General features: G+C 72.2%; 19 protein-coding genes. 14 read left to right on the top strand and 5 right to left on the bottom strand.

Annotated elements, in window-relative coordinates:
• Window positions 1–34: 34 nt before the first annotated feature.
• Both RY94_RS13965 and RY94_RS13960 read left to right on the top strand, forming a co-directional pair.
• Complete coding sequence (locus RY94_RS13965; protein WP_082046362.1) at window positions 35–1,492, top strand: MFS transporter; 1,458 nt, start codon at window positions 35–37, stop codon at window positions 1,490–1,492.
• Window positions 1,489–3,267, top strand: a complete 1,779-nt coding sequence (locus RY94_RS13960) for a DEAD/DEAH box helicase (RefSeq protein WP_043446037.1) — start codon at window positions 1,489–1,491, stop codon at window positions 3,265–3,267. Before RY94_RS13965 ends, RY94_RS13960 begins: the two co-directional genes overlap by 4 nt.
• Before the next feature lie 85 nt (window positions 3,268–3,352).
• On the opposite strand, the gene RY94_RS13955 is transcribed toward RY94_RS13960, so the two are convergent.
• Window positions 3,353–3,976 (bottom strand): isochorismatase family protein, encoded by a 624-nt coding sequence (locus RY94_RS13955; RefSeq protein WP_043446033.1) that lies wholly within the window; start codon window positions 3,974–3,976, stop codon window positions 3,353–3,355.
• The gene (locus RY94_RS13950) at window positions 3,973–5,241 is read right to left on the bottom strand and encodes a nicotinate phosphoribosyltransferase (protein ID WP_231554555.1); all 1,269 of its coding nucleotides are present in this window, start codon (window positions 5,239–5,241) and stop codon (window positions 3,973–3,975) included. Before RY94_RS13950 ends, RY94_RS13955 begins: the two co-directional genes overlap by 4 nt.
• 183 nt (window positions 5,242–5,424) lie before the next feature.
• On the opposite strand from RY94_RS13950, the gene clpS reads away from it, so the two are divergent.
• The 8 genes from clpS (at window position 5,425) to RY94_RS13910 (ending at window position 11,116) form a co-directional block, all read left to right on the top strand.
• Window positions 5,425–5,733, top strand: coding sequence for an ATP-dependent Clp protease adapter ClpS (gene clpS / locus RY94_RS13945; RefSeq protein WP_043446031.1), 309 nt, complete (start codon window positions 5,425–5,427; stop codon window positions 5,731–5,733).
• A gap of 9 nt (window positions 5,734–5,742) precedes the next feature.
• Window positions 5,743–6,318 (top strand): DUF2017 domain-containing protein, encoded by a 576-nt coding sequence (locus tag RY94_RS13940; RefSeq protein ID WP_043446028.1) that lies wholly within the window; start codon window positions 5,743–5,745, stop codon window positions 6,316–6,318.
• A 108-nt stretch (window positions 6,319–6,426) separates the two neighbouring features.
• Window positions 6,427–7,338 (top strand): glutamate racemase, encoded by a 912-nt coding sequence (gene murI, locus RY94_RS13935; RefSeq protein ID WP_043446026.1) that lies wholly within the window; start codon window positions 6,427–6,429, stop codon window positions 7,336–7,338.
• On the top strand, window positions 7,335–8,132 hold the full coding sequence (locus RY94_RS13930; protein WP_043446023.1) for an MBL fold metallo-hydrolase: 798 nt from the start codon (window positions 7,335–7,337) through the stop codon (window positions 8,130–8,132). Before murI ends, RY94_RS13930 begins: the two co-directional genes overlap by 4 nt.
• Before the next feature lie 83 nt (window positions 8,133–8,215).
• Window positions 8,216–9,004 carry a ribonuclease PH gene (gene rph / locus RY94_RS13925; RefSeq protein WP_052274368.1) on the top strand — a complete coding sequence of 263 codons (789 nt, stop codon included), beginning with the start codon at window positions 8,216–8,218 and terminating at the stop codon, window positions 9,002–9,004.
• Window positions 8,997–9,626, top strand: coding sequence for an RdgB/HAM1 family non-canonical purine NTP pyrophosphatase (gene rdgB / locus RY94_RS13920; RefSeq protein ID WP_043446020.1), 630 nt, complete (start codon window positions 8,997–8,999; stop codon window positions 9,624–9,626). Before rph ends, rdgB begins: the two co-directional genes overlap by 8 nt.
• A 117-nt stretch (window positions 9,627–9,743) precedes the next feature.
• A complete protein-coding gene (locus RY94_RS13915; RefSeq protein ID WP_442853453.1) occupies window positions 9,744–10,433 on the top strand; it encodes a DedA family protein in 690 nt (229 codons plus the stop codon).
• Window positions 10,430–11,116 (top strand): GNAT family N-acetyltransferase, encoded by a 687-nt coding sequence (locus RY94_RS13910; protein ID WP_082046361.1) that lies wholly within the window; start codon window positions 10,430–10,432, stop codon window positions 11,114–11,116. Before RY94_RS13915 ends, RY94_RS13910 begins: the two co-directional genes overlap by 4 nt.
• Here the strand turns inward: RY94_RS13910 and RY94_RS13905 are convergent.
• Entirely contained in the window at window positions 11,094–11,729 is a 636-nt protein-coding gene (locus tag RY94_RS13905; protein WP_052274367.1) for an HAD family hydrolase, read from the bottom strand. The two genes, RY94_RS13910 and RY94_RS13905, sit on opposite strands and share 23 nt — an antisense overlap.
• A gap of 95 nt (window positions 11,730–11,824) precedes the next feature.
• Between RY94_RS13905 and RY94_RS13900 the strand changes: the two genes are divergently transcribed.
• Window positions 11,825–12,817 (top strand): exonuclease domain-containing protein, encoded by a 993-nt coding sequence (locus tag RY94_RS13900; RefSeq protein ID WP_043446782.1) that lies wholly within the window; start codon window positions 11,825–11,827, stop codon window positions 12,815–12,817.
• Between the two features lie 27 nt (window positions 12,818–12,844).
• On the opposite strand, the gene RY94_RS13895 is transcribed toward RY94_RS13900, so the two are convergent.
• The gene (locus RY94_RS13895) at window positions 12,845–13,765 is read right to left on the bottom strand and encodes an SDR family NAD(P)-dependent oxidoreductase (protein ID WP_043446017.1); all 921 of its coding nucleotides are present in this window, start codon (window positions 13,763–13,765) and stop codon (window positions 12,845–12,847) included.
• 71 nt (window positions 13,766–13,836) lie between these two features.
• Window positions 13,837–14,946 (bottom strand): ADP-ribosylglycohydrolase family protein, encoded by a 1,110-nt coding sequence (locus RY94_RS13890; RefSeq protein WP_052274366.1) that lies wholly within the window; start codon window positions 14,944–14,946, stop codon window positions 13,837–13,839.
• Between the two features lie 149 nt (window positions 14,947–15,095).
• On the opposite strand from RY94_RS13890, the gene RY94_RS13885 reads away from it, so the two are divergent.
• The 3 genes from RY94_RS13885 (at window position 15,096) to RY94_RS13875 (ending at window position 20,389) form a co-directional block, all read left to right on the top strand.
• Complete coding sequence (locus tag RY94_RS13885; protein ID WP_052274365.1) at window positions 15,096–16,091, top strand: aquaporin; 996 nt, start codon at window positions 15,096–15,098, stop codon at window positions 16,089–16,091.
• A gap of 66 nt (window positions 16,092–16,157) precedes the next feature.
• Window positions 16,158–17,321, top strand: coding sequence for an exonuclease SbcCD subunit D (locus RY94_RS13880; protein ID WP_043446015.1), 1,164 nt, complete (start codon window positions 16,158–16,160; stop codon window positions 17,319–17,321).
• Between the two features lie 8 nt (window positions 17,322–17,329).
• Window positions 17,330–20,389 carry an AAA family ATPase gene (locus RY94_RS13875; protein ID WP_043446012.1) on the top strand — a complete coding sequence of 1,020 codons (3,060 nt, stop codon included), beginning with the start codon at window positions 17,330–17,332 and terminating at the stop codon, window positions 20,387–20,389.
• Window positions 20,390–20,452: the final 63 nt, after the last annotated feature.

Genomic DNA, 20,452 nt, shown 5'->3' with positions numbered 1-20,452 from the left:
GGCGGGACGCGCCCCGACCTGAACCCGAGGTGACATGAGCAAGGCCGCGAGTACATCCGCGGGCGCGACGGGACGGGCGATGTCGCCCGAGCTGCGCCCCCTGACCATCGGGATCCTGGCGATCATCACCTGCGCGGCCTTCGAGGCGATGGCCGTGGTGACCGCCATGCCCTCGGTGGCGCGTGAGCTCTCGGGGGAGTCGAGCTACGGCCTCGCCTTCTCGATGTATTTGACGGCGTCGCTGCTCGGCACCGTCGTCGCCGGCTCGTGGTGCGACCGCAGGGGACCCCGGCCCGCCCTCGCCGTCGGCCTGGGCCTCATGATCCTCGGGCTGCTCGCAGCCGGCGCCGCACCCGCCTTCTGGCTCGTGACCGTGGGCCGTGCCATCTCGGGGCTGGGCGGCGGGTTCATGATCGTCGCGGTCTACGTGGTGATCGGCCGGTCCTTCCCGGAGAAGGCGCGGCCCGTGGTCTTCGGCTGGCTTTCGGCCGCCTGGGTCCTGCCGGCGCTGATCGGCCCGGTGGTGGCGGGGTTCGTGACCGAGCACGTCGGCTGGCGCTGGGTGTTCCTCGGCGTCGTGCCGATCGTGCTCGTGGCGGTGATCATCGTCTGGCCGAAGACGAGAGACCTGGGTGCGGTCGAGGCCCCCGACGCCGGATCGGCGAAGGCCCGCACCCTGCGCGGGCTCGCGCTGGCGTCCGGTGTCTTCGCCGCGCAGTGGTCACTCGTCCATCTCGCGGACACCGACGATCCCGGCGGTGCCACCGTGGCGGGGCTCGTGAGCCTCGCGGCCGCCGGAGTCGTCGTCGCCCTCCTCGTGCTTCCTGCCCTCCTGCCGAAGGGCACGCTGGTCCTGGGGCGTGGCCTGCCGAGCATCATCGCCACCCGCGGCTTCGTCAACGTCGCGTTCTTCGGCACAGAGGCCTTCATCCCGCTCATGCTCGTCAGCTCCCGCGAGATCAGCCCTGGGATGGCAGGCCTGACCCTGAGTGCCGGAGCGCTCGGATGGAGTGCCGGGTCCTTCGTCCAGGCGCGCGTGACGTTCCGCCGCCAGTGGCTGCTGGTCGCGGGCTCCTCCATCCTGTCCCTGAGCCTCGGCGGCTTCGCCCTGGCCACGGCGGTGGAGGCGCCGCTGTGGGTGCTGGCCGTGGTGTGGGGGCTGTCGGGCTTCGCCATGGGCATGACGCTCTCCAGTACCTCCGTCCTGGTGCTGAAACTGTCGGCGCCGCACGAGCAGGGCCGCAATTCGGCAGCCCTGCAGATCTCCGACCAGCTCGGCGGGGTGGTCGGCACGGCGGGCGCGGGGGCCCTCTTCGCCCTCCTGCACGACGACGCCGACCCGGGTCACGTCCCCACCTTTGTTGCGATCTGGCTGGCTCTCTGGGTGTTCACGGCAGCAGGTATAGTTTCGGGTCTGAGAGGGGCCCGGTCATCAGGTGACGGCCCCGGTCTCGCCCCCAGCAAGCCAATGGAAGGTACTGTCCCGGCGTGAGTAGTGACACCCTGTTCGGTGCCGGCGCAGCCCTGCCCCCCGCATACCCGGAGCGCGCAGCCTGGGGGACAGCCCCCAAGCTGCGCCAGTGGCAGAGCGAAGCGCTGGAGAAGTACTTCCAGGAATCGCCCAGCGACTTCCTCGCCGTCGCCACACCCGGTGCCGGCAAGACCACCTTCGCGCTCCGCGTGGCGACGGAGCTCGTGGAGCGGGGCATCGTCAACCGGGTCACCGTCGTGGCCCCCACCGATCACCTCAAGCGCCAGTGGGCGGACGCCGCGGCGCGGGTGGGACTCTCGATCGACCCCAACTTCAAGAACGCCGACGGACGCCACGGCGGAGCGTTCATCGGTGTCGCGGTGACCTACGCGCAGGTCGCGAGCAAGCCCATGCTGCACCGCGCCAAGACGGAGGCCGCCCGCACGCTCGTGATCCTCGACGAGATCCACCACGGCGGCGACGCCCTCTCCTGGGGCGACGGCATCCGCGAGGCGTTCGAGCCCGCGACCCGCCGCCTCGCCCTCACCGGGACGCCCTTCCGCTCGGACACCGCGGCCATCCCGTTCGTGGAGTACGCCGAGGACCGCGACGGCATCCGCCGCTCCCGTGCCGACTACACGTACGGCTACGGCCAGGCCCTCAAGGACCACGTGGTCCGCCCCGTCATGTTCATGGCCTACTCGGGCCAGATGCGCTGGCGCACGAGCGCGGGCGAGGAGATGGCGGCGTCCCTCGGCGAGGCCTCGGTCACGAAGGACATCACCGCGCAGGCCTGGCGGACGGCACTGAATCCGGCGGGCGAGTGGATCCCCGCCGTCCTCGCGGCTGCCGACAAGCGGCTCACCGAGGTGCGGCGCACCGTGCACGACGCCGGCGGACTCGTCATTGCCACGGACCACGACGACGCCCGCGCCTACGCGGGCCAGCTCAAGCGGATCACGGGGGAGTCCCCGACCGTCATCCTGTCCGACGACGCCAAGGCGTCCTCGAAGATCGAGGAGTTCTCCGCGGGGGACAAGCGCTGGATGGTCGCGGTCCGCATGGTGTCCGAGGGCGTCGACGTCCCGCGTCTCGCGGTCGGCGTCTACGCGACGTCGACGGCCACTCCGCTGTTCTTCGCCCAGGCCGTGGGCCGGTACGTCCGGGCACGACGGCGAGGGGAGACGGCGTCGATCTTCCTCCCCTCGGTGCCCAACCTGATGGCGCTGGCCAACCAGCTCGAACTCGAGCGTGACCACGCACTCGACCGGCCGGAGAAGGACGACGAGGGGTTCGGCCTCGAGGACGCCCTCATGGAGGCCGCGAACCGCGAGGACAAGGCCTCGGACTCCCTGACCAAACAGAAGTTCGAGGCGCTCGAATCGCAGGCGTCCTTCGACCGCGTCCTCTTCGACGGCGGCGAGTTCGGCACCGGCGGCGAGATGGGCAGCGAGGACGAGCAGGACTTCCTGGGCATCCCCGGACTGCTCGACGCCGACCAGGTGGGCCAGCTGCTGCGCCAGCGCCAGCAGGAGCAGCAGTCGCGCCGCAAGTCCCGGCCGGCGGCAGCGCCCGCCGCCGAGCCGCTTGTGGTGGATCACCGACAGCTCACCGAACTGCGGGGCCAGCTGGCCAAGAACGTCTCGGCGTGGGCGGCCCGCACGGGTATGCCGCATGGCCAGGTCCACACGGAGCTGCGGCGCCAGTGCGGCGGGCCCGCCGTGGCGCAGGCCAACGAGGATCAGCTGCAGCGCCGCCTGCAGAAGCTGCAGGACTGGTTCATCGGCAAGAAGTAGCCGAATAGCAGCAAAGAAGTAGGCGGGAAGCAGGGAAGGCGAAGGCCGGGCCGGGAGAACCGGCCCGGCCTTCGCCGTGAGGGAGCTAGCGGACCAGCTCGGCGCCCGCGGCTTCCAGCTCGTCGAGCGTCTCCTCCGCTTTGTCCTCGTGCACGCCCCGCATGAGGTCGACCGGCACGGTGACGGAGTAGCCGGCCTGGAGTGCATCCAGCGCGGTCGCCCGCACGCAGTAGTCCGTCGCCAGGCCCACGACCACGACGTCGTCGACGTCATGGTCCCGCAGCCAGTCGTCGAGGGTCATCGGGTCCTCATCGCTGTCCACGGTCGCGCCGCCGAGCTTCTGGTCGCCCGTCGGCACCTCGTCGTCGGGAGCCTTGACGCCCTCGAAGCCGGAGTAGGCGGCCTCGAACCGGCCCTTGCGGAACACCGCGTCGATGCTCTCGGTGTCCAGGTCGGGGTGGAAGTCGGAGCCCTTGGTGTCCGCGACGCAGTGGACGGGCCAGGAGTCGACGAAATCGGGCGTCTCCGAGAAGTGGGTCCCCGGATCGATGTGCCAGTCCTGCGTGGCGACGATGTAGTCGTACCGTGCAGCCTGCCCGTCGATGTGGTCACTGATGTCGGCGGCTACCTGCGCGCCGCCGTCGACGGCGAGTGAACCGCCCTCACAGAAGTCGTTCTGGACGTCCACGATGATCAGGGCGCGCGTCATGATGCTGCCTCCTCGTACTCGGTGGGGATGACTGGTTCGCCGCGCTGGAGCCGCCGGACGGCTCCCGGCAGTTCGGCGATGGAGCGCAGGTGCTGCTCGGCGGCGCGGGTGACGGCCTCCGGCCCGGTCCAGCCGGGCAGGACGACGCCGTCGGTGACGAACTGCTGCGTGAGCGGGCGGTCGTTGCCGTCGTCGGCCGGGGTGATGCCGATGCCCACGATCTCGGCCTGCGCCCTGCCGTGCTCGTCGAGGCGGCGCAGTGCGTGCTTGTGCCCGCCGACCGAGGCCTTGTTCTTCGCAGCCTTCGCGACGGACACGAACGCGCCGCTGTCGTCCTGCCGGCTGACCAGTTTGTACACCATGCCGGCGGTCGGCGCGCCGGACCCTGTGACGAGGGAGGTGCCGACGCCGTAGGAGTCGACGGGCGCCGAGGCGAGCAGCCCGATGGCGAACTCGTCGAGGTCGGAGGTCACGACGATCTTGGTGGTGTGGTTGCCGAGGTCGTCGAGCAGTTCACGCACCCACCGCGCCTGGGCCACGAGGTCGCCGGAGTCCAGGCGGACGGCGCCCAGCTCCGGGCCCGCCACCTCGACGGCCGTGCGGACGCCCTGTTCGACGTCGTACGTGTCCACCAGCAGCGAGGTGCCGCACCCGAAGGCGGCGACCTGCGCCTCGAAGGCCGCCCGCTCGGAGTCGTGGAGGAGCGTGAACGAGTGCGCGGCCGTACCCACCGTGGGGACGTCGTACCGCCGGCCGGCCTCGAGGTTGGACGTGCTGGCGAAGCCGCCGATGATCGCGGCGCGGGCGGCGGCGACGGCGGATTCCTCGTGCGTGCGGCGCGATCCCATCTCGATGCACGGGCGTCCCGCCGCGGCGCCCGTCATGCGGGAGGCCGCCGAGGCGATGGCGCTGTCGTGGTTCAGGATCGAGAGGATGAGCGTCTCGAGGATGCAGGCCTCCGCGAACGTCGACTCCACCGTCAGGATGGGGGAGTTGGGGAAGTAGGCCTCGCCCTCCGCGTACCCGGAGATCGACCCGGTGAAGCGGAAGTCGGCGAGCCAGGCGAGCGTGGCGTCGTCCACGATCCGGTGGTCGCTGAGGAACGCGAGCTGCGGGTCGTCGAACCGGAAGGTGGCCAGCGCCTCCAGCAGCCGGCCCGTGCCCGCGACGACACCGTAGCGGCGACCCGCCGGGAGGCGCCGTGCGAAGGCCTCGAACACGGAACGGCGGTGGGCCGCACCCGAGTGCAGCGAGGCCTGCAGCATCGTGAGTTCGTACTGGTCGGTGAAGAGCGCACTGTTCGGCGCGGTCACCGCCGGCGGTGTGGGACCGGCAGCGGCCGGCGGGTTCGTGGTCAGGGCATCGGTCACCCTGAAAACGATAGCCGGGCGTCCGCCGAGAGAGTACCCGGCCACCCGGTGCGGGCGAGCCGCCCTAGAATGGCGCTTATGACAGTTGGCTTTGCAACCGGTACCGACACCCAGGAAGCGGTGGGGACGGCCGAGAAGACCGACCTCGACCAGCCCTGGGTCGTGGTGGTGTGGAACGACCCCGTGAACCTCATGAGCTACGTGAGCTTCGTCTTCCAGTCCTACTTCGGCTACAGCGAGGCCAAGGCCCGCACGCTCATGCTCGAGGTACACGAGCAGGGCCGCTCCGCCGTAGTCTCCGGCAGCCGCGAGAAGGTGGAGCAGGACACCGTCGCCCTCCACTCGTACGGACTGTGGGCCACCTTCGAAAAAGCCGGAAGCGAGTAGGCGCACCCCATGGCGAAACCCTTCAAATCGACGCGCCGGGGCATCACCGGAGCGCTGGAGCCCGGTGAGGCGCGCCTGCTGGGCGCCCTCCTCGACGACGTCATCTCCATGCTCGAGCCCGAGACGGCGCCCAGCGAGGATCCGCTGGCGGCACTGATCGGCATGTCCGGTGCCGACGCCGACGCCACGGCCCCCGACGATTCCGCCGTCCGGCGCCTCCTGCCGGATGCGGTGCGCGGCGACGACGACGAAGCGCTCGCCTTCCGCCGGCTCACGGAGCGCTCCCTGCGGGAGCAGAAGATCGGTGCCCTCCGCAGCAGTGCGCTGCTCATCGAGTCCAGCCCCATGACGCTCACCGGCGAGCAGGCGCGGCTGCTCGCCCAGGCCCTCAACGACGTCCGTCTGGTCCTCGCCGACCGACTGAGCATCCAGACGGAGGAGGACGCCGAACGGCTCCACGACATCGCCGACTCGAAGGACGTCGACGACGTCGAGTCCTACCTCGCCCTCGTGTACAACTTCATCACCTGGCTCCAGGAATCGCTCGTGCAGGCGCTGCTGAAAGCGGCGAAGCTGGAGCGCTGACCCGCCGGTCCACCGGACCGGCCGTGGGCGGTCCAACCGGAGCCTGTGACAAAACCCACGGATCGGCGAATAGTTTTCAACGGCGGCACGTCATATTGTCGAAGGATTATGAGCCCAGAGCCAACGAACACGGACCGCAGCGAGGCGCCCATCGGGATCTTCGACTCCGGCGTCGGCGGACTGACGGTCGCCCGAGCGGTCATCGACCAGCTGCCCCACGAATCCGTCATCTACGTCGGTGACACCGCGAACGGCCCGTACGGCCCGCTGCCGATCGCCCGGGTCCGGGCACACGCGCTCGGCGTGATGGACGAACTCGTCGACTCCGGCGTCAAGCTGCTCGTGATCGCCTGCAACTCCGCCTCCGCCGCGGTCCTCCGTGATGCACGCGAGCGCTACACGGCGCGCTACGGCATCCCCGTGATCGAGGTCATCCAGCCCGCGGTGCGCCGTGCCGTCGCCGCCACCCGCTCGGGCAGGATCGGCGTCATCGGCACGACGGCGACCGTCGGCTCGCGAGCCTACGAGGACACCTTCGCGGCAGCGCCGCACCTCGAGATCACCTCCGTGGCCTGCCCCGCGTTCGTCGAGTTCGTGGAGGCCGGTGTCACCGGTGGTGAGGCCCTCCTGCGGACGGCGGAAGAGTACCTCCGGCCGCTCAGGGCCGCGGGTGTGGACACGCTCGTGCTCGGCTGCACGCACTATCCGCTGCTGACCGGCGTCATCTCCTACGTCATGGGCGACTCCGTGACGCTGGTCTCGAGCGCCGAGGAGACGGCCAAGGACGTGTACCGCGCCCTCGTCTCGCACGGCCTCGAGCGCGAGACCACCGCGCCGGGCGTGCACCGCTTCGTCGCGACCGGCGACGCCGCCGGCTTCGAGGTCCTCGCCCGCCGCTTCCTCGGCCCCGAGGTGCTCAGCGTGCAGCACGTGGACCGCGTCGCCGCGCAGTACCCGACGGGCAGCCTCGCGCGGATCACGCCCGAGATGATCGCAGCCGCGGGGTTCCCCCCGGCATGAAGCTCACGATCGTCGGGTGCAGCGGCTCCTTCCCCGGCCCCCAGTCGCCGGCGTCCTGCTACCTGCTCAGCGCGCAGTGGCAGGGCCGTACCTGGCGGATCCTCCTCGATCTCGGCAACGGGTCGCTCGGCGCCCTGCAGCGGCACATGGACCTGCGTGAGATCGACGCCATCTTCCTGTCCCACCTGCACCCCGACCACTGCATGGACCTGTGCGGCCTGCACGTCGCGGTCCACTGGGATCCCTCCGGCTGGGGGCTGCCCCGCATCCCCGTGTGGGGTCCGGCGGCGACGGCGGACAGGATGGCGAGCGCCTACGGGCTCGAGCTCGACCCGGGCATGCACGAGGACTTCGACTTCCAGTCCTGGACCGACCGCGGCCCGGTGACGGTGGGGCCCTTCACGATCACCCCGTACCAGGTCCTCCACCCCATCGAGGAGGCGTACGCGCTGCGCGTCGAGGTGGCCGAGGCCGACGCGGAGGGTGTGGACCGCACCCGCGTCATCACCTACTCCGGCGACACGGATGCGTGCGACGGGCTCGTGGACGCCGCCCGCGACGCGGACATCTTCCTGTGCGAGGCCGCGTTCCACGAGGGCCGCGACGACGGCATCTCCGGAGTCCACCTCACGGGCAAGCGGGCCGGCGACGTCGCCACGCGGGCGGCGGCCAAGCGCCTCCTCCTGACCCACCTGCCGGTCTGGAACGATGCCAATGTCGCCGTGAGCGAAGCCCGCGAGAGCTACGACGGCCATCTCGCCGTCGCCGTCGCCGGCGTCTCCTACACCGTCTGAGGGGACGGTCCAACCGGATCGGGGACGTGCAGCAGACGGTCCTGCCAGTGATCTCCCATGTGCTCCCGTCTAGACTGGGAGCCATGACCCCCGCGAATCAGACGTCCGTCCCTGCCCCCGTGAGCACCGCCCCCGTCCTCCGCGCGGACGGCCGTGCACCCGATCAGCTGCGCACCATCACCATCACGCGGGGCTGGTCGAAGCAGGCCGAGGGATCGGCGCTCATCGAGTTCGGCAACACCCGCGTGCTCTGCACGGCGTCGCTGACCAGCGGGGTGCCGCGGTGGCTCAAGGGGGAGGGCAAGGGCTGGGTGACCGCCGAGTACGCCATGCTTCCCCGCGCCACCAACACGCGGTCCGACCGCGAGTCGGTCAAGGGGAAGATCGGCGGCAGGACGCACGAGATCTCGCGGCTGATCGGACGATCGCTGCGCTCCGTCATCGACACGAAGGCGCTGGGCGAGAACACCATCGTCCTCGACTGCGACGTCCTCCAGGCCGACGGCGGGACGCGGACGGCCGCGATCACGGGGGCGTACGTCGCGCTCGCCGACGCGATCCGGTACGCCAAGGACAAGAAGCTCATCCCCGCCTCGGCCTCCCCGCTCACCGACACCGTGGCCGCCGTGAGCGTCGGCATCATCGACGGCGTCCCCATGCTCGACCTGCCCTACGTCGAGGACGTGCGCGCCGAGACGGACATGAACGTCGTCGTCACCGGGTCGGGGACGTTCGTCGAGGTCCAGGGGACCGCGGAGGGCGCGCCCTTCGACCGCGCCGAGCTCGACGCCCTGCTCGACCTCGCGCTGGTGGGCACGGCCCAGCTCACGCAGATCCAGATCGACACCCTCCGGGACTCCCAGGGTGCCTGAGCAGTCCCGGCCCCGGCTCGTCCTGGCCACCCGCAACGCCGGCAAGCTGCGTGAGCTGCGCGAGCTGCTGCGCGGGCAGGTGCCCGGGCTCGACGTCGACACGCAGGTCGTCGACGCCGCCACCGTCGGCGCCCCCGACGTCGTGGAGAGCGGCGTCACCTTCGAGGAGAACGCCGCGCTGAAGGCCGAGCAGACCGCGCGGGCCACCGGCCTCCTCGCGGTCGCCGACGACTCGGGGCTGGCCGTGGACGTCCTCGGCGGAGCGCCGGGCATCTTCTCCGCCCGCTGGGCCGGCCGGCACGGCGACGACGCCGCCAACCTCGATCTCCTCCTGGCGCAGCTCGCGGACATCCCGCGGGAGCGTCGCGGCGCGGCCTTCGTCTGCGCTGCGGCCCTCGCCCACCCCGACGGCGCCGCCGGGCACACCGAGCGCGGCGAACTGCGGGGATCGCTCCTGGCCGCCCCGCGCGGCGCGGGCGGTTTCGGGTACGACCCCGTCCTCGTGCCCGAAGGACTCGACCGCACGTGCGCGGAGCTCGCCCCGGAGGAGAAGAACGCGATCAGCCACCGCGGCATCGCGTTCAGGGCGCTCCTGCCGCACCTCGTCGAGGCGCTGTCCTGACCGGCGCGCCCGGCCGACCCGCACGATGGACCTTCAGCACCACCGGCACCACTGATCAGCACCACCAGCCAGCACCGCACGTCCCGCAGGACGCGCCATGAGAGGGACGGATACACCGTGAGCATCACCCAGACAGTCCAGACGATCCACGTCGCAGCGGCGACCACGACGTCGGACGGCTCGGCCCTCGGCGCCGTCACGGACTGGGCGGTGAACCTGATGGAGACCATCGGGGCGCCCGGTGCGGGCCTGGCCGTCGCCCTCGAGAACCTCTTCCCGCCGCTGCCGAGCGAAGTGATCCTGCCCCTGGCAGGCTTCACCGCCAGCCGCGGCAACTTCTCCCTGTTCGAGGCGATCCTGTGGACCACCATCGGTTCGGTGGTCGGTGCCTATGCGCTGTACGCCCTCGGGGCCTGGCTGGGCCGGGACCGCATGCGGCGGCTCGTGTCCAAGGTGCCGCTCATCGACCTCGAGGACGTCGACAAGGTGGAGGCCTGGTTCAACCGGCACGGATACAGCGCCGTCTTCTTCGGCCGCATGATCCCGCTCTTCAGGAGCCTCGTGTCCATCCCCGCGGGCATCGAGCGCATGCCTGTCGGCAAGTTCCTCCTGCTCACCGCGGCCGGAAGCCTCATCTGGAACTCGATCTTCGTGCTGGCAGGGTTCTACCTGGGGGAGAACTGGCACATCGTGGAGCAGTACGCGAGCACGTTCCAGAGGATCGTCATCGTCGGCATCATCCTGTTCCTCCTTTACTTCGTCGTCTCGAAGGTGCGTAAGTACCGCGCGAAGAAGCGGATCCAGTGACCGGGGAGTCCGCCGGTGCCGCCGCGGACCCCCTCGTCAGCATCTGGCCGCTGTTCGGGCTCGTCCTCACGACGCCCCGGCTGGTCCTCACCCCGGTCCGCGACGAGCATCTGCCGGAACTGATCGACGCCGTCCTCGCGGGCATCCACGACCCGGGGGAGATGCCCTTCAGCGTCCCGTGGACGGACGCGCCGCGGGAGGTCCTGATCACGGAGACGGCGAAGCACCAGTGGCGACTCCGCGCCGGGGTCTCGACGGACGCCTGGGCCATCAACTTCGCCGTCCTGCACGAGGGCCGCGTGATCGGCGTGCAGGACCTCACCGCCCACTCGTTCCCGTTGCTCCGTCGCGTCGGCTCGGGCTCATGGCTCACGCGGTCCGCCCAGGGCCTGGGGCTGGGGACCGAGATGCGGGCGGCCGTCCTCCAGTTCGCCTTCGACCACCTGGGCGCGACGTCCGCGGTGTCCGAGGCCGCGGCGTGGAACGGTGCCTCACTGGGCGTGTCCACCCGGCTGGGCTACGCCCTGAACGGGACCACGCTCGTGGAGGCCCGTCGCGGGGAGGTCGATGTGCAGCAGAACCTCCTGCTGGCGCGGGCGGACTTCGTCCGGCCGGGCTGGGTGGCCGGTGTGCAGGGCGTCGAGGCGGTCCTGGACCTCCTCATTCCTGGAACGCCGGACTGACCGCCAGCCCCTCCGCGAGCAGGCGCGAGAGGTCCGACGACGGCTCGAACAGCAGCCCGCGGATGCCCATGCCCTTCGCCGCGGCGATGTTCGCGGGCGAGTCGTCGACGAAGGTCACCTGTCCCGGGGCGGCCTGGAGCTCGGCGAGGACGCGGTCGAAGATCGCGGGAGCGGGTTTGACGAGCCGCAGCGAGGAACTGAAGAAGCTGTGCCGGAAGAGCCTCGTCCACGGGGCGCCGGCGAACTGCACGGCCATGGCCGCCGGCATGTTGGACAGCACCGCGAGGCGCTCGCCCCGTGCGTCCAGATCCTCGAGGACGTCGAGCGTCTCGAGGTTCAGGTGTGACCACTGGTTCGCGTCGAGGACGTCCAGCCACGCGGAGCGGGCCGGCCCGATGCGCCGGCCGCTCACGAGCGACCAGTACTCGTCGGAGGTCAGGGATCCGGCGTCGTAGGCGCCGCGGTGCCGCCAGTAGGCGGAGGTCGGCTCCTGCAGGCGGTCGACGCCGACCGACTCCGCGAGCAGGTCCCAGTCCTGGGGTGTCGGGGCCGTGGAGATCACGTTGCCGTAGTCGAAGAGGTACCACCGGTGCGGACTGTCAGTGCGGGCCATGGTCCAGCATAGGAACGCGACCACGGATACGGCGCCGATGGTGGGGTGAACTTCGGGTGAACGGCAGGCGCGGGGGCGGCGGTAAACTGGGGATCGTGGGAATCGCGTTCACGGCCATCGACTTCGAGACGGCGAATGGCTTCCGCGGCTCCCCGTGCGCCGTCGGCCTGACCAAGGTCAGGGACGGCCGGGTCGTCGAGGAGGCCTCCTGGCTGATGCGGCCACCCGTCGGCCACGACCACTTCGACTCCCGCAACATCGCGATCCACGGCATCACCTCGGTGATGGTCGAGGACGCCCCGCGGTTCGGCGACCTGTTCCCCGAGATCGGCGGCTTCATCGGCTCCGACGTCCTGGTGGCGCACAACGCGGCGTTCGACCTCGGCGTCATCCGGTCGGCGCTCGAGGTCTCCGCGCTGTCGGGTCCCGCCTGGGACTACGCCTGCACCGTGGTGCTCGCGCGGAAGAGCTACTCGCTGCCCTCCTACTCCCTGCCGTTCGTCGCGGAGGCGGCCGGGGTGCCCCTGCTCAACCACCACGACGCCGTGGAGGACGCCCGGGCCTGCGCCGGCATCATGATCGACATCGCCCGCCGGTACGGTGCGCCGACCGTCGAGGGCGTGCTCGAATGCCACAACCTGCCGCTCTCGCGCGCCGAACCCTACGCGCCCGGCGTCGACGAGCTGTCGAAGGCCACGCGCACGGCCCTCGAGCGCGGCACCTCGCCCGCGGGCTGGTCCGGCTGGCCGGAGGAGGGGGAGAACCCCCACGCGAACGCCCAGGCCGATCCGCGGCATCCGCTGTACGGGCAGACGGTGGTCTTCACCGGCAATCTCGGCATCCCACGCCCCCAGGCGAAGGAGCGGGCGGCACGCCTCGGAGCGCAACCGGCGAGCTCCGTCACCCGGCGCACCACGGTCCTCGTGGTCGGCGACGGCTTCGTGGCCTCGGACCTCCGCAACGGCCGCGTCACCGGCAAGGCGCGGCGGGTGCTCGAACTGCACGAGCGGGGCCAAGAGATCGAGGTGCTGTCCGAAGCCGAGTTCCTCCAGATGACCGGCGGACGGTGGCCGGCGGACAGCCAGTGACCGCGCCGGCGGATCCCCGCCCGTCGTTCAGAGGCGGAGGTCGACGCCGGTCAGTCGTGCCGAGAGGTCGATGAGCCGGGACGCGGCGTTGCGCTCCCGGGCATGCCGTTTCGCCGGGACGACGACAGGCTGCCCCGTGAGTTGGAACCAGCCGTCCGGGCCGCAGTAGGCGCCGTTCGGAATCGTACGGTCGAGCGTGGCGCGCACGAGCGGCCAGGCGCCGTGGTCCTTCCCCTGCGCCACCGGTTCCATGAGACGCTGCCTCCACCGGGGCGCCGGCACGAACGGGCGGGCGGAGACTCCCGGCCGGTCCGGTGTGAGCATGCCGAGGGCCAGTCCCGGATGGGCGACGACGCTGGTCGCCGGGCTGCCGGTGGCATCGAGGCGCTGGGCGAGCTCGAAGCCGAAGGCCATGACCGCGAGCTTCGACGTCGCATACGCGCGGGCACTGCTGTACGAGGCCGGCTGCAGGAACGACGGCGTGAGGCGCGCCCAGCGGTGGCTGATGCTGCCGAGGTGCACGATCCTCGTGCCCGCGGCGGACAGCGACGGCAGGAGCCGGGCGATCAGCGCGTAGTGGCCCAGGTGGTTGGTGCCGAACTGGAGTTCGAAGCCGTCCGCCGTCGTCCGCCGTCGCCTGGACCCCACCACCCCGGCGTTCGCGAGCAGGCCGCTCAGCGGCGCTCCCGCGGCGATCGTCGCGGCGGCCGCACGGACGGAGGCGAGATCCGCCAGGTCGAGGGGCTGGAAGGAGACCTCGGCGCCGGGGTGCCGGCCACGGATGGCGTCCATGGCCCGCGCGGCCCTGTCGGCGCTCCGCGACGCCATCACCACGTGGGCGCCGGCGGCGGCCAGCTGCTCGCACGCGAAGTAGCCGAGGCCGGCGTTGCCGCCCGTGACGAGGATGCGCTCGCCGGCGAGCGGGGGGAGATCGACGGGGTTCCACATGGGACCAAGCCTAGGGCGCTGCGCCGTTCCCGGCCGGACGGATCCGGTGGGCCGCGCCAGGGGGGCGCGGATCAGGAGCCGGTGGTCGCCCTCAGGAGGGTCCTGGCGATGGACCGGACGACGTCGGCGGTCCCGGGGGCATCCAGGTAGGCGGCCGGCAGCGCCCCCGTGCCGTGCAGCGCTCCGAGGATGCCGCCCGCGAGCGACGCCGCGACCACGGGTGAGGCGTCGGGCCGGCCGGCGGCCGCCGCGTGCGCCAGGGCGGCAGCGAACTGTTCGCGTGGCGAGCCCGCGGCCGCGCCCTCGCGAGCCGCCTGGAGGGCCGCGTCCAGGGTTGCGGCGGCCGTCGTCGTTCCCACTACCGTGCGATCGGCGGCCGGGCGGTGCGCCGCGACGCCCCCCAGGGCACCTGCGGCGGCGGCACGGGCCGGATCGCTCCCGGCGTCCTCGGCCAGGTGCCGTTCCTCGCCGCGCTCGGCGACGACGGCCTCCTCGAGGGTGAGGCCGTCGATGGCGAGCGACCGGATGATCCCGCTGTACAGCGCCGCGGTGGCCCGGGCGGCGGCGGACCCGTGCGTGAGGGCCGCGGCCTCGAGGGTCAGTCGCTCCACCAGGCTGGCCGGGATGCGGGGGACCAGGCCGAAGGGCGCCGAACGCATCAGTGCACCCGCCCCCTCCGCGTCCGGGTTCAGGGGCCGTGCGCGCGTCCCCATCTCGCCGGTGAGGAGGGCCCGGACGGTGTCGGCGTCCGGTTCGTGCACCGGGAGGAGGTCCTCCTGCCGGTCGATCCACCGGGCGGGTGGCGCCGGCGCCCTGGGCGGGAGGTGTTCTCCCTGGCGGGTGAGCCACCGCAGGTATGCGAGCCACAGGCAGGCGGTCTCGTCGGCCGCCACGCCGTCGTTCGCCCACTCCAGGGCGTCCGTCAGGCCGTCCACGGTGTACAGGGTCAGGTGGGTGGCGTCCGAGACCGCCAGGTCCGAGGGATCAGCCAGGGCGGGCAGCGGATCGTCCCCCGCGGCGTACAGGAGGCCGTACGCGTCGCCCGCCATCGTGCCGAGGAGGCATCCCAGGACCCGGTCCTCGTAGGCGGCGGGGTCCTCCTGCGGTGCATGCTGCACGGCGCGCGCGCCGCTCGTGCCGGGATCCGTGTGGCTGCCGGTGTCGGCGGTGTTGTTCGTCATCACCGGTCCAGTCTAGGAGGCGGGCCCGTACCGCGTCCGGAGGGCTCCCGGCCTCCGTGCAGGCTAGGATGGAGGGCTTGCCGGCGGCCCGGCGCAGTCCCGTGCGTCCGGCCGGAGCAACAGTGTCCCCAACGAAGGATCGTGCAGCCATGACGCATCAGACGACGGCGACCGGAGCGGCGGACGACACCGCCTCCGCCGCGACCGCCTCCCCGCACACCGAGCGGAGCCCCGGGCCGGCCGCGCGGTCGATCGCCGAGGGAGTCGGCGCATTCCTCATCGTCCTCGCCGGGCTCGGTGCCACCATGCTGGCCACGGAGACCGCCCTCCAGCCCCCGCTCGTCTTCGGGTTCGCGGTCCTCGCCGCCATGATCGCGTTCGGCTTCGCCTCGGGCGGCCACTTCAACCCGGCCATCACCATCGGGTCCGCAGTCGCCGGCCGGACCCCATGGACGTCGGTGGCCCCGTACGTGGCGGCCCAGGTGCTGGGAGCCGTCGCCGCGGCAGGACTGCTCTGGCTGGTCCTCAGCGCCAACGCCCAGCTCTCCGGGATCCGCGAGTTCTTCGGCTCCGCGTCCAACGGCTTCGACGAGCACTCGCCGGCACAGTTCCCGCTGGCCAGCGCGTTCCTGCTGGAGACCGTGGCCACGGCGCTCCTCGTCGCCGTCTTCCTCGGCGCAGGTTCTGCACGGGCGCGGCGCGACCTGGCGCCGTTCGCGGTGGGCCTCACCTACGCCGGCCTCCTCTCCTTCCTCCTGCCCGTCACCAACGGCGCCCTCAACCCGGTGCGTGCCACCGCATCCGCCCTCTTCGCGGAGCCCTGGGCCCTCCAGCAGCTGTGGCTGTTCTGGGCCGCGCCGATCGTCGGTGCCCTGATCGCGGGCCTCGTCTACCGCGGTGTCGATGCCTGGCACCCGGCCGGCCGGGTCCCGGGCCGTACGGACGGTGTGCCCTCCGACGCAGGGGATGCTGCGCCGGTGGAGGTCGACGAGCCGCACGGCCCGCGCGACGGCGGAGCCGTCCCCGCGCGCGGGGACGCCGCGTCCTTCTTCGAGGCATCCGACCGCGAGGCATCCGACACCGAGGCATCCGACACCGGGGCCACGCGCGACGGCGAGCCCGGCACCTCCGGGACCAGGTCCTGACCCCGGTCACCGCCCCGCCGCGCGCTGATCCATGGAATGTCGGCGTCCGGCGGTAGCGTGAAAATCATGAAGATCCTCCACACGTCGGACTGGCATCTGGGCAGGTCCTTCCACGGCACCGGGACCCTCGACGCCCAGCGAATCTTCGTGGACAACCTGGAGAAGACGGTCCGTGAGGAGGGCGTCGACGTCGTCCTGGTCGCCGGGGACGTGTACGACCGGGCCCTGCCCGCGGTGGACGTCGTCGCACTGTTCGACGAGGCGCTGGACCGGCTGACGGTCGCCGGCGCCCAGGTGGTCATCAGCAGCGGCAACCACGACTCCGCGACCAGGCTCGGGTTCGGCGGACGTATCCTCGCCCGCGGCGGGGTCCACCTGCGCACGCGCATCGAGGACATCGCGGTCCCCGTCATCATCCCCCTGGACGGGCATGCGGAGCTCGCGATCTACGGTGTGCCCTACCTCGAGCCGCGGGTCGTCGCGGAGAGCCTGCAGGCGGAGGCCCCCACCCACACCGCGGTGACCGCGGCGGCGCTCGAGCGCATCCGCGAGGACCTGGCCCCGCGCTCGGCCGTGCGGCGCACCGTCTCGATCGTCCTGGCCCACACCTTCGCCGCGGGAGGGGCAGGCTCCGACAGCGAACGGGATCTCGCGATCGGCGGGCTCGGAGCCGTGCCGCTCTCCCTCTTCGACGGCTTCGACTACAGCGCCCTCGGACATCTCCATGGCCGGCAGAAGCTCTCGGAGACCGTGCGCTACTCGGGATCACCCCTTGCCTACTCCTTCTCGGAGGCCACCCAGGCCAAGGGTGCCTGGCTCCTCGACGTGACCCCGGACGGGATCGGCGGTATCCAGGCCGTGGAGTGGCCCGCACCCCGCGACCTCGCGGTCCTCAGCGGGCGGCTCGAAGACCTGCTGGTCCGGGACGACCTCGCCTGGGCCGAAGGGGCCTACTGCCAGATCACGCTCACGGACCCCGAACGGCCGGCGCGGGCCATGGAACGCCTGCGGACCCGCTTCCCGGACACGCTGGTGCTCGCCTTCGCGCCGGAGGGCGGAGAGCAGGCCGACACCCGCACGTACAGCCAGCGCCTCGCCGAGGCCCGCGACGACGCCGAGATCTGCTGCGGCTTCCTCGAGCACGTGCGCGGCCGCAAGGCCTCGTCCGAGGAGCAGGCACTCGTCCGGTCGACCGTCGACGCCGCGCTGAGCCTCGCCCACGAACGGTAGAGCATCCCATGAGACTGCATCACCTCGAGATCCAGGCCTTCGGGCCGTTCGCCGACCGGCAGGGCGTCGACTTCGACGCCCTCTCGGCCCAGGGCCTGTTCCTCCTCAACGGACCCACCGGCGCCGGGAAGTCGAGCGTCCTCGACGCGGTGTGCTTCGCGCTGTACGGCTCCGTCCCGGGGGCGCGCCAGGCGGCGAAGAGGCTCCGGAGCGACCACGCGGCCGAGTCCCTCGCCCCGGAGGTCTCCCTCGAGTTCTCCGTCGCCGATCGCCGCTTCAGGGTGGTCAGGTCGCCGGCCTGGGACAGGCCGTCGCGACGGGGGAGCGGCACGACCACCGAACAGGCGCGCACCCTGCTCAGCGAGCGGATCGACGGTGACTGGGTGCAGAAGTCGGCGCGGAACGACGAAGCCGGGCTCGAGCTGCAGTCCCTGCTCGGGATGGACAAGGAGCAGTTCACGAAGGTGGTGATGCTGCCGCAGGGCGAGTTCGCCGCCTTCCTGAGGGCGGACGCCAAACCGCGCCGGGAGCTGTTGCAGCGGCTCTTCTCGACGTCACGCTTCGAGGACCTCGAACGGCTGTTCGCCGAGGAGAACCTGCGGACCGCCCGCCGCCTGGCCGAGCAGGAGGACCGGCAGCGGCACCTGTTCCTGCGCGCCATCGACGAGGCCGGACGCCACGACCTCGCACCGGCGGACGTCGGCGCCGATCCGGACGCCCCGGACGGCTGGGCCGCGACGCTGCAGGCGCTGTCCCTGGCGCTCTCGGGACGTCGCGACGCGGCCGCCCTCGAATCCACGGACCTCGCCGTGCAGAGTGCGCAGGCCGACGGTGCGCTCGCCACGCTCAGGCAGCGGCGGCTCCGCTTCGACGCGCTGGCGCAGCTCAGGGCACAACGCGAGGAGCACCTGGGCCGGGCGGAGGAGATCGCGGAACGGGTGGGACTGGGACGGCGCCACGACCAGGCCCGCGGGCTCGCCGCCCACCTCCGGCTCGACGACGAGGCGGCCTCCCTCGTGGAGCACGCCCGGGCCCGGCACGCGGAAGCACTCGACCGCCTCCGGCGCAATGCCACGGCCGGTGAGTACCTCGACGTCGCCCCCGGGGAGGAAGCGGACGGCGGCGTGCCCCGCGACGCCCTGACGAGCGCCTGCGCGGCGTCCTCCTCGGTCCTCGCCGTGCTGCGGGCCGCCCTGCCGGACGAGCAGCGGCTGCTCGACGTCCGCGCCGGGCTGCAAGCCCTCGCGTCGACGATCCGCCGGCTCGATGACCAACTGGACGGCGCCCGCGAGGGTATCGCGCGGCTGCAGCGGCAGCGCGCCGCCGACGCCGAGAGCCTCGTGCCCCTGCGGGAGGCCGCCGACGGGCTCGCCCACCTCCGCACGGACCTCGCCGCCGCGGTGGCCGCCGAGGAGACGGTCAGGCAGTACACCCTCGCGACGAAGCGCCAGGTGGCAGCGGACGCCGGCTACGCCCTGGCCTCGGAGCGGTTCCTGACGCTCAAGGAGGAGTGGCTGGCCAAGCTGCAGCTCCGGCTCGAGCAGGCAGCGCAGGAACTCGCGGACCGGCTGCAGGACGGGCACGCGTGCCCCGTGTGCGGGAGCACGGAGCACCCGGCACCGGTCTCCTCGCCGGAGGGCGAGCGGATCAGCCTCGACGAGGAGCAGGCCGCACGCCGGCTCCAGGCCGAGGCCGAAGCGGCGCTGCAGGCGGCCCGCGAGGCACGGGACCGCGAGCGGCTCGAGGTGGCACAGCTGGCTGCCCGCGGCGGCGGGACGGCCCCGGAGGACGCCGCTACGGCGACGCAGTCGGCACGTTCGACCCTGGAGCGCGCCGAGGCCGCCGACACCGAGTGCGCCGCCGTCGAGGAGCGGATGCGGCGGGCGGTCGAGGAGGAAGACAGGACCGGTGCGCAGCGGGACGCGCTGCGGGAGGAGCGTGCCGCTGCCGAGAGCCGGCGGTCGTCCCTGACGGACCAGGACGCCGAGCTGTCCCGGCGTCTGGCCGGGCTGCAGGCGGACGCGCCGTCGCTGGCCGCGCGGATCGACGCCGTCCAGGACGCCCACGACGACCTCGACCGCGTCCGGGAGACCCTCGACGCGCTGGCGCGGGCGACCGACACGCAGCAGGAGAACGCCCGGCGCCTCCAGGACGCACTCGAGGGGACGCCGTTCGAAGCGGCGTCGGAGGCACGTGCCGCCCTCCTGCCGGAGGACCGTTCCGCGAGCCTCGCGGCGACGGTGAAGGAGTACGAGCTGCGCGGCCACCGCCTCGACGCCGCCTGGGACGACGACGCCGTCCGGGAGACCCTCCGCGAGGAGCAGGAGGGGGTCCTCGCGCCGACCGACGACGACGAGCGCGTGGCCGGCGCCGCGGCCGACGACCTGAGGGGGAGGGCGCAGCGTGCGGGCATCGGCGCCGAGGTGCTCGGGCATTCGGTGGCGCAGCTGGACTCGTATGCCCGGCAGCTCGCCGACCTCGAGAAGGACATCGCCCCGCTGCGGCAGGAGGCCCAGCTGGCCGCGGCCGTGGCCGACACCGCGCGCGGCGGCGGGGAGAACCTCTACAAGATGTCCCTCGCCACCTACGTGCTCGCCTCACGCCTCGAACAGGTGGCCGCCGCGGCCACCGAGCGGCTGCTGCAGATGTCGGACGGCCGGTACCAGCTGGTCCACAGCGACGCCACGGCGGGCAACCGGAGGTCCGGGCTCGGCCTGAACGTGATCGACGGCTGGACGGGGAACAAGCGCGACACCTCGACGCTCTCGGGAGGGGAGTCCTTCATGGCGTCCCTCGCGCTCGCGCTCGGACTGGCCGACGTGGTGCAGCAGGAGGCCGGTGGGCTGGACATCGAGACCCTGTTCGTCGACGAGGGGTTCGGCTCCCTCGACGACCAGGCCCTCGAGCAGGTCATGGATGCGCTCGAGGGACTGCGGAGCGGCGGACGCGTGGTGGGACTGGTCAGTCACGTGCCGGAGCTGAAGCAGCGGGTCAGCGCGCAGCTGCAGGTCGTGAAGGGCCGGCAGGGCTCGATCCTCCGCTATGTGGAGCAGCCCGCCAGCGTGTAAACTCGGGCCGTTACCGGGTCGGGCGCATCGGGAGGGGGGACGATGCGCGTTCGATGCACCCGG

It is taken from the genome of Arthrobacter sp. L77 (assembly GCF_000816565.1).
Lineage (GTDB): Bacteria > Actinomycetota > Actinomycetes > Actinomycetales > Micrococcaceae > Arthrobacter_D > Arthrobacter_D antioxidans.
Note: the sequence above shows the minus strand (reverse complement) of the source record. Positions and strands in the feature narration are given on the sequence as shown.

Excerpts from the sequence above, each read along its gene's own strand:
- RY94_RS13965 (WP_082046362.1), top strand. The coding sequence starts at position 35 with ATGAGCAAGGCCGCGAGTACATCCGCGGGCGCGACGGGACGGGCGATG.
- RY94_RS13955 (WP_043446033.1), bottom strand. The coding sequence starts at position 3,976 with ATGACGCGCGCCCTGATCATCGTGGACGTCCAGAACGACTTCTGTGAG.
- RY94_RS13950 (WP_231554555.1), bottom strand. The coding sequence starts at position 5,241 with ATGCTGCAGGCCTCGCTGCACTCGGGTGCGGCCCACCGCCGTTCCGTG.
- clpS (WP_043446031.1), top strand. The coding sequence starts at position 5,425 with ATGACAGTTGGCTTTGCAACCGGTACCGACACCCAGGAAGCGGTGGGG.
- RY94_RS13940 (WP_043446028.1), top strand. The coding sequence starts at position 5,743 with ATGGCGAAACCCTTCAAATCGACGCGCCGGGGCATCACCGGAGCGCTG.
- murI (WP_043446026.1), top strand. The coding sequence starts at position 6,427 with ATGAGCCCAGAGCCAACGAACACGGACCGCAGCGAGGCGCCCATCGGG.
- RY94_RS13930 (WP_043446023.1), top strand. The coding sequence starts at position 7,335 with ATGAAGCTCACGATCGTCGGGTGCAGCGGCTCCTTCCCCGGCCCCCAG.
- rph (WP_052274368.1), top strand. The coding sequence starts at position 8,216 with ATGACCCCCGCGAATCAGACGTCCGTCCCTGCCCCCGTGAGCACCGCC.
- RY94_RS13905 (WP_052274367.1), bottom strand. The coding sequence starts at position 11,729 with ATGGCCCGCACTGACAGTCCGCACCGGTGGTACCTCTTCGACTACGGC.
- RY94_RS13895 (WP_043446017.1), bottom strand. The coding sequence starts at position 13,765 with ATGTGGAACCCCGTCGATCTCCCCCCGCTCGCCGGCGAGCGCATCCTC.
- RY94_RS13890 (WP_052274366.1), bottom strand. The coding sequence starts at position 14,946 with ATGACGAACAACACCGCCGACACCGGCAGCCACACGGATCCCGGCACG.
- RY94_RS13885 (WP_052274365.1), top strand. The coding sequence starts at position 15,096 with ATGACGCATCAGACGACGGCGACCGGAGCGGCGGACGACACCGCCTCC.
- RY94_RS13880 (WP_043446015.1), top strand. The coding sequence starts at position 16,158 with ATGAAGATCCTCCACACGTCGGACTGGCATCTGGGCAGGTCCTTCCAC.
- RY94_RS13875 (WP_043446012.1), top strand. The coding sequence starts at position 17,330 with ATGAGACTGCATCACCTCGAGATCCAGGCCTTCGGGCCGTTCGCCGAC.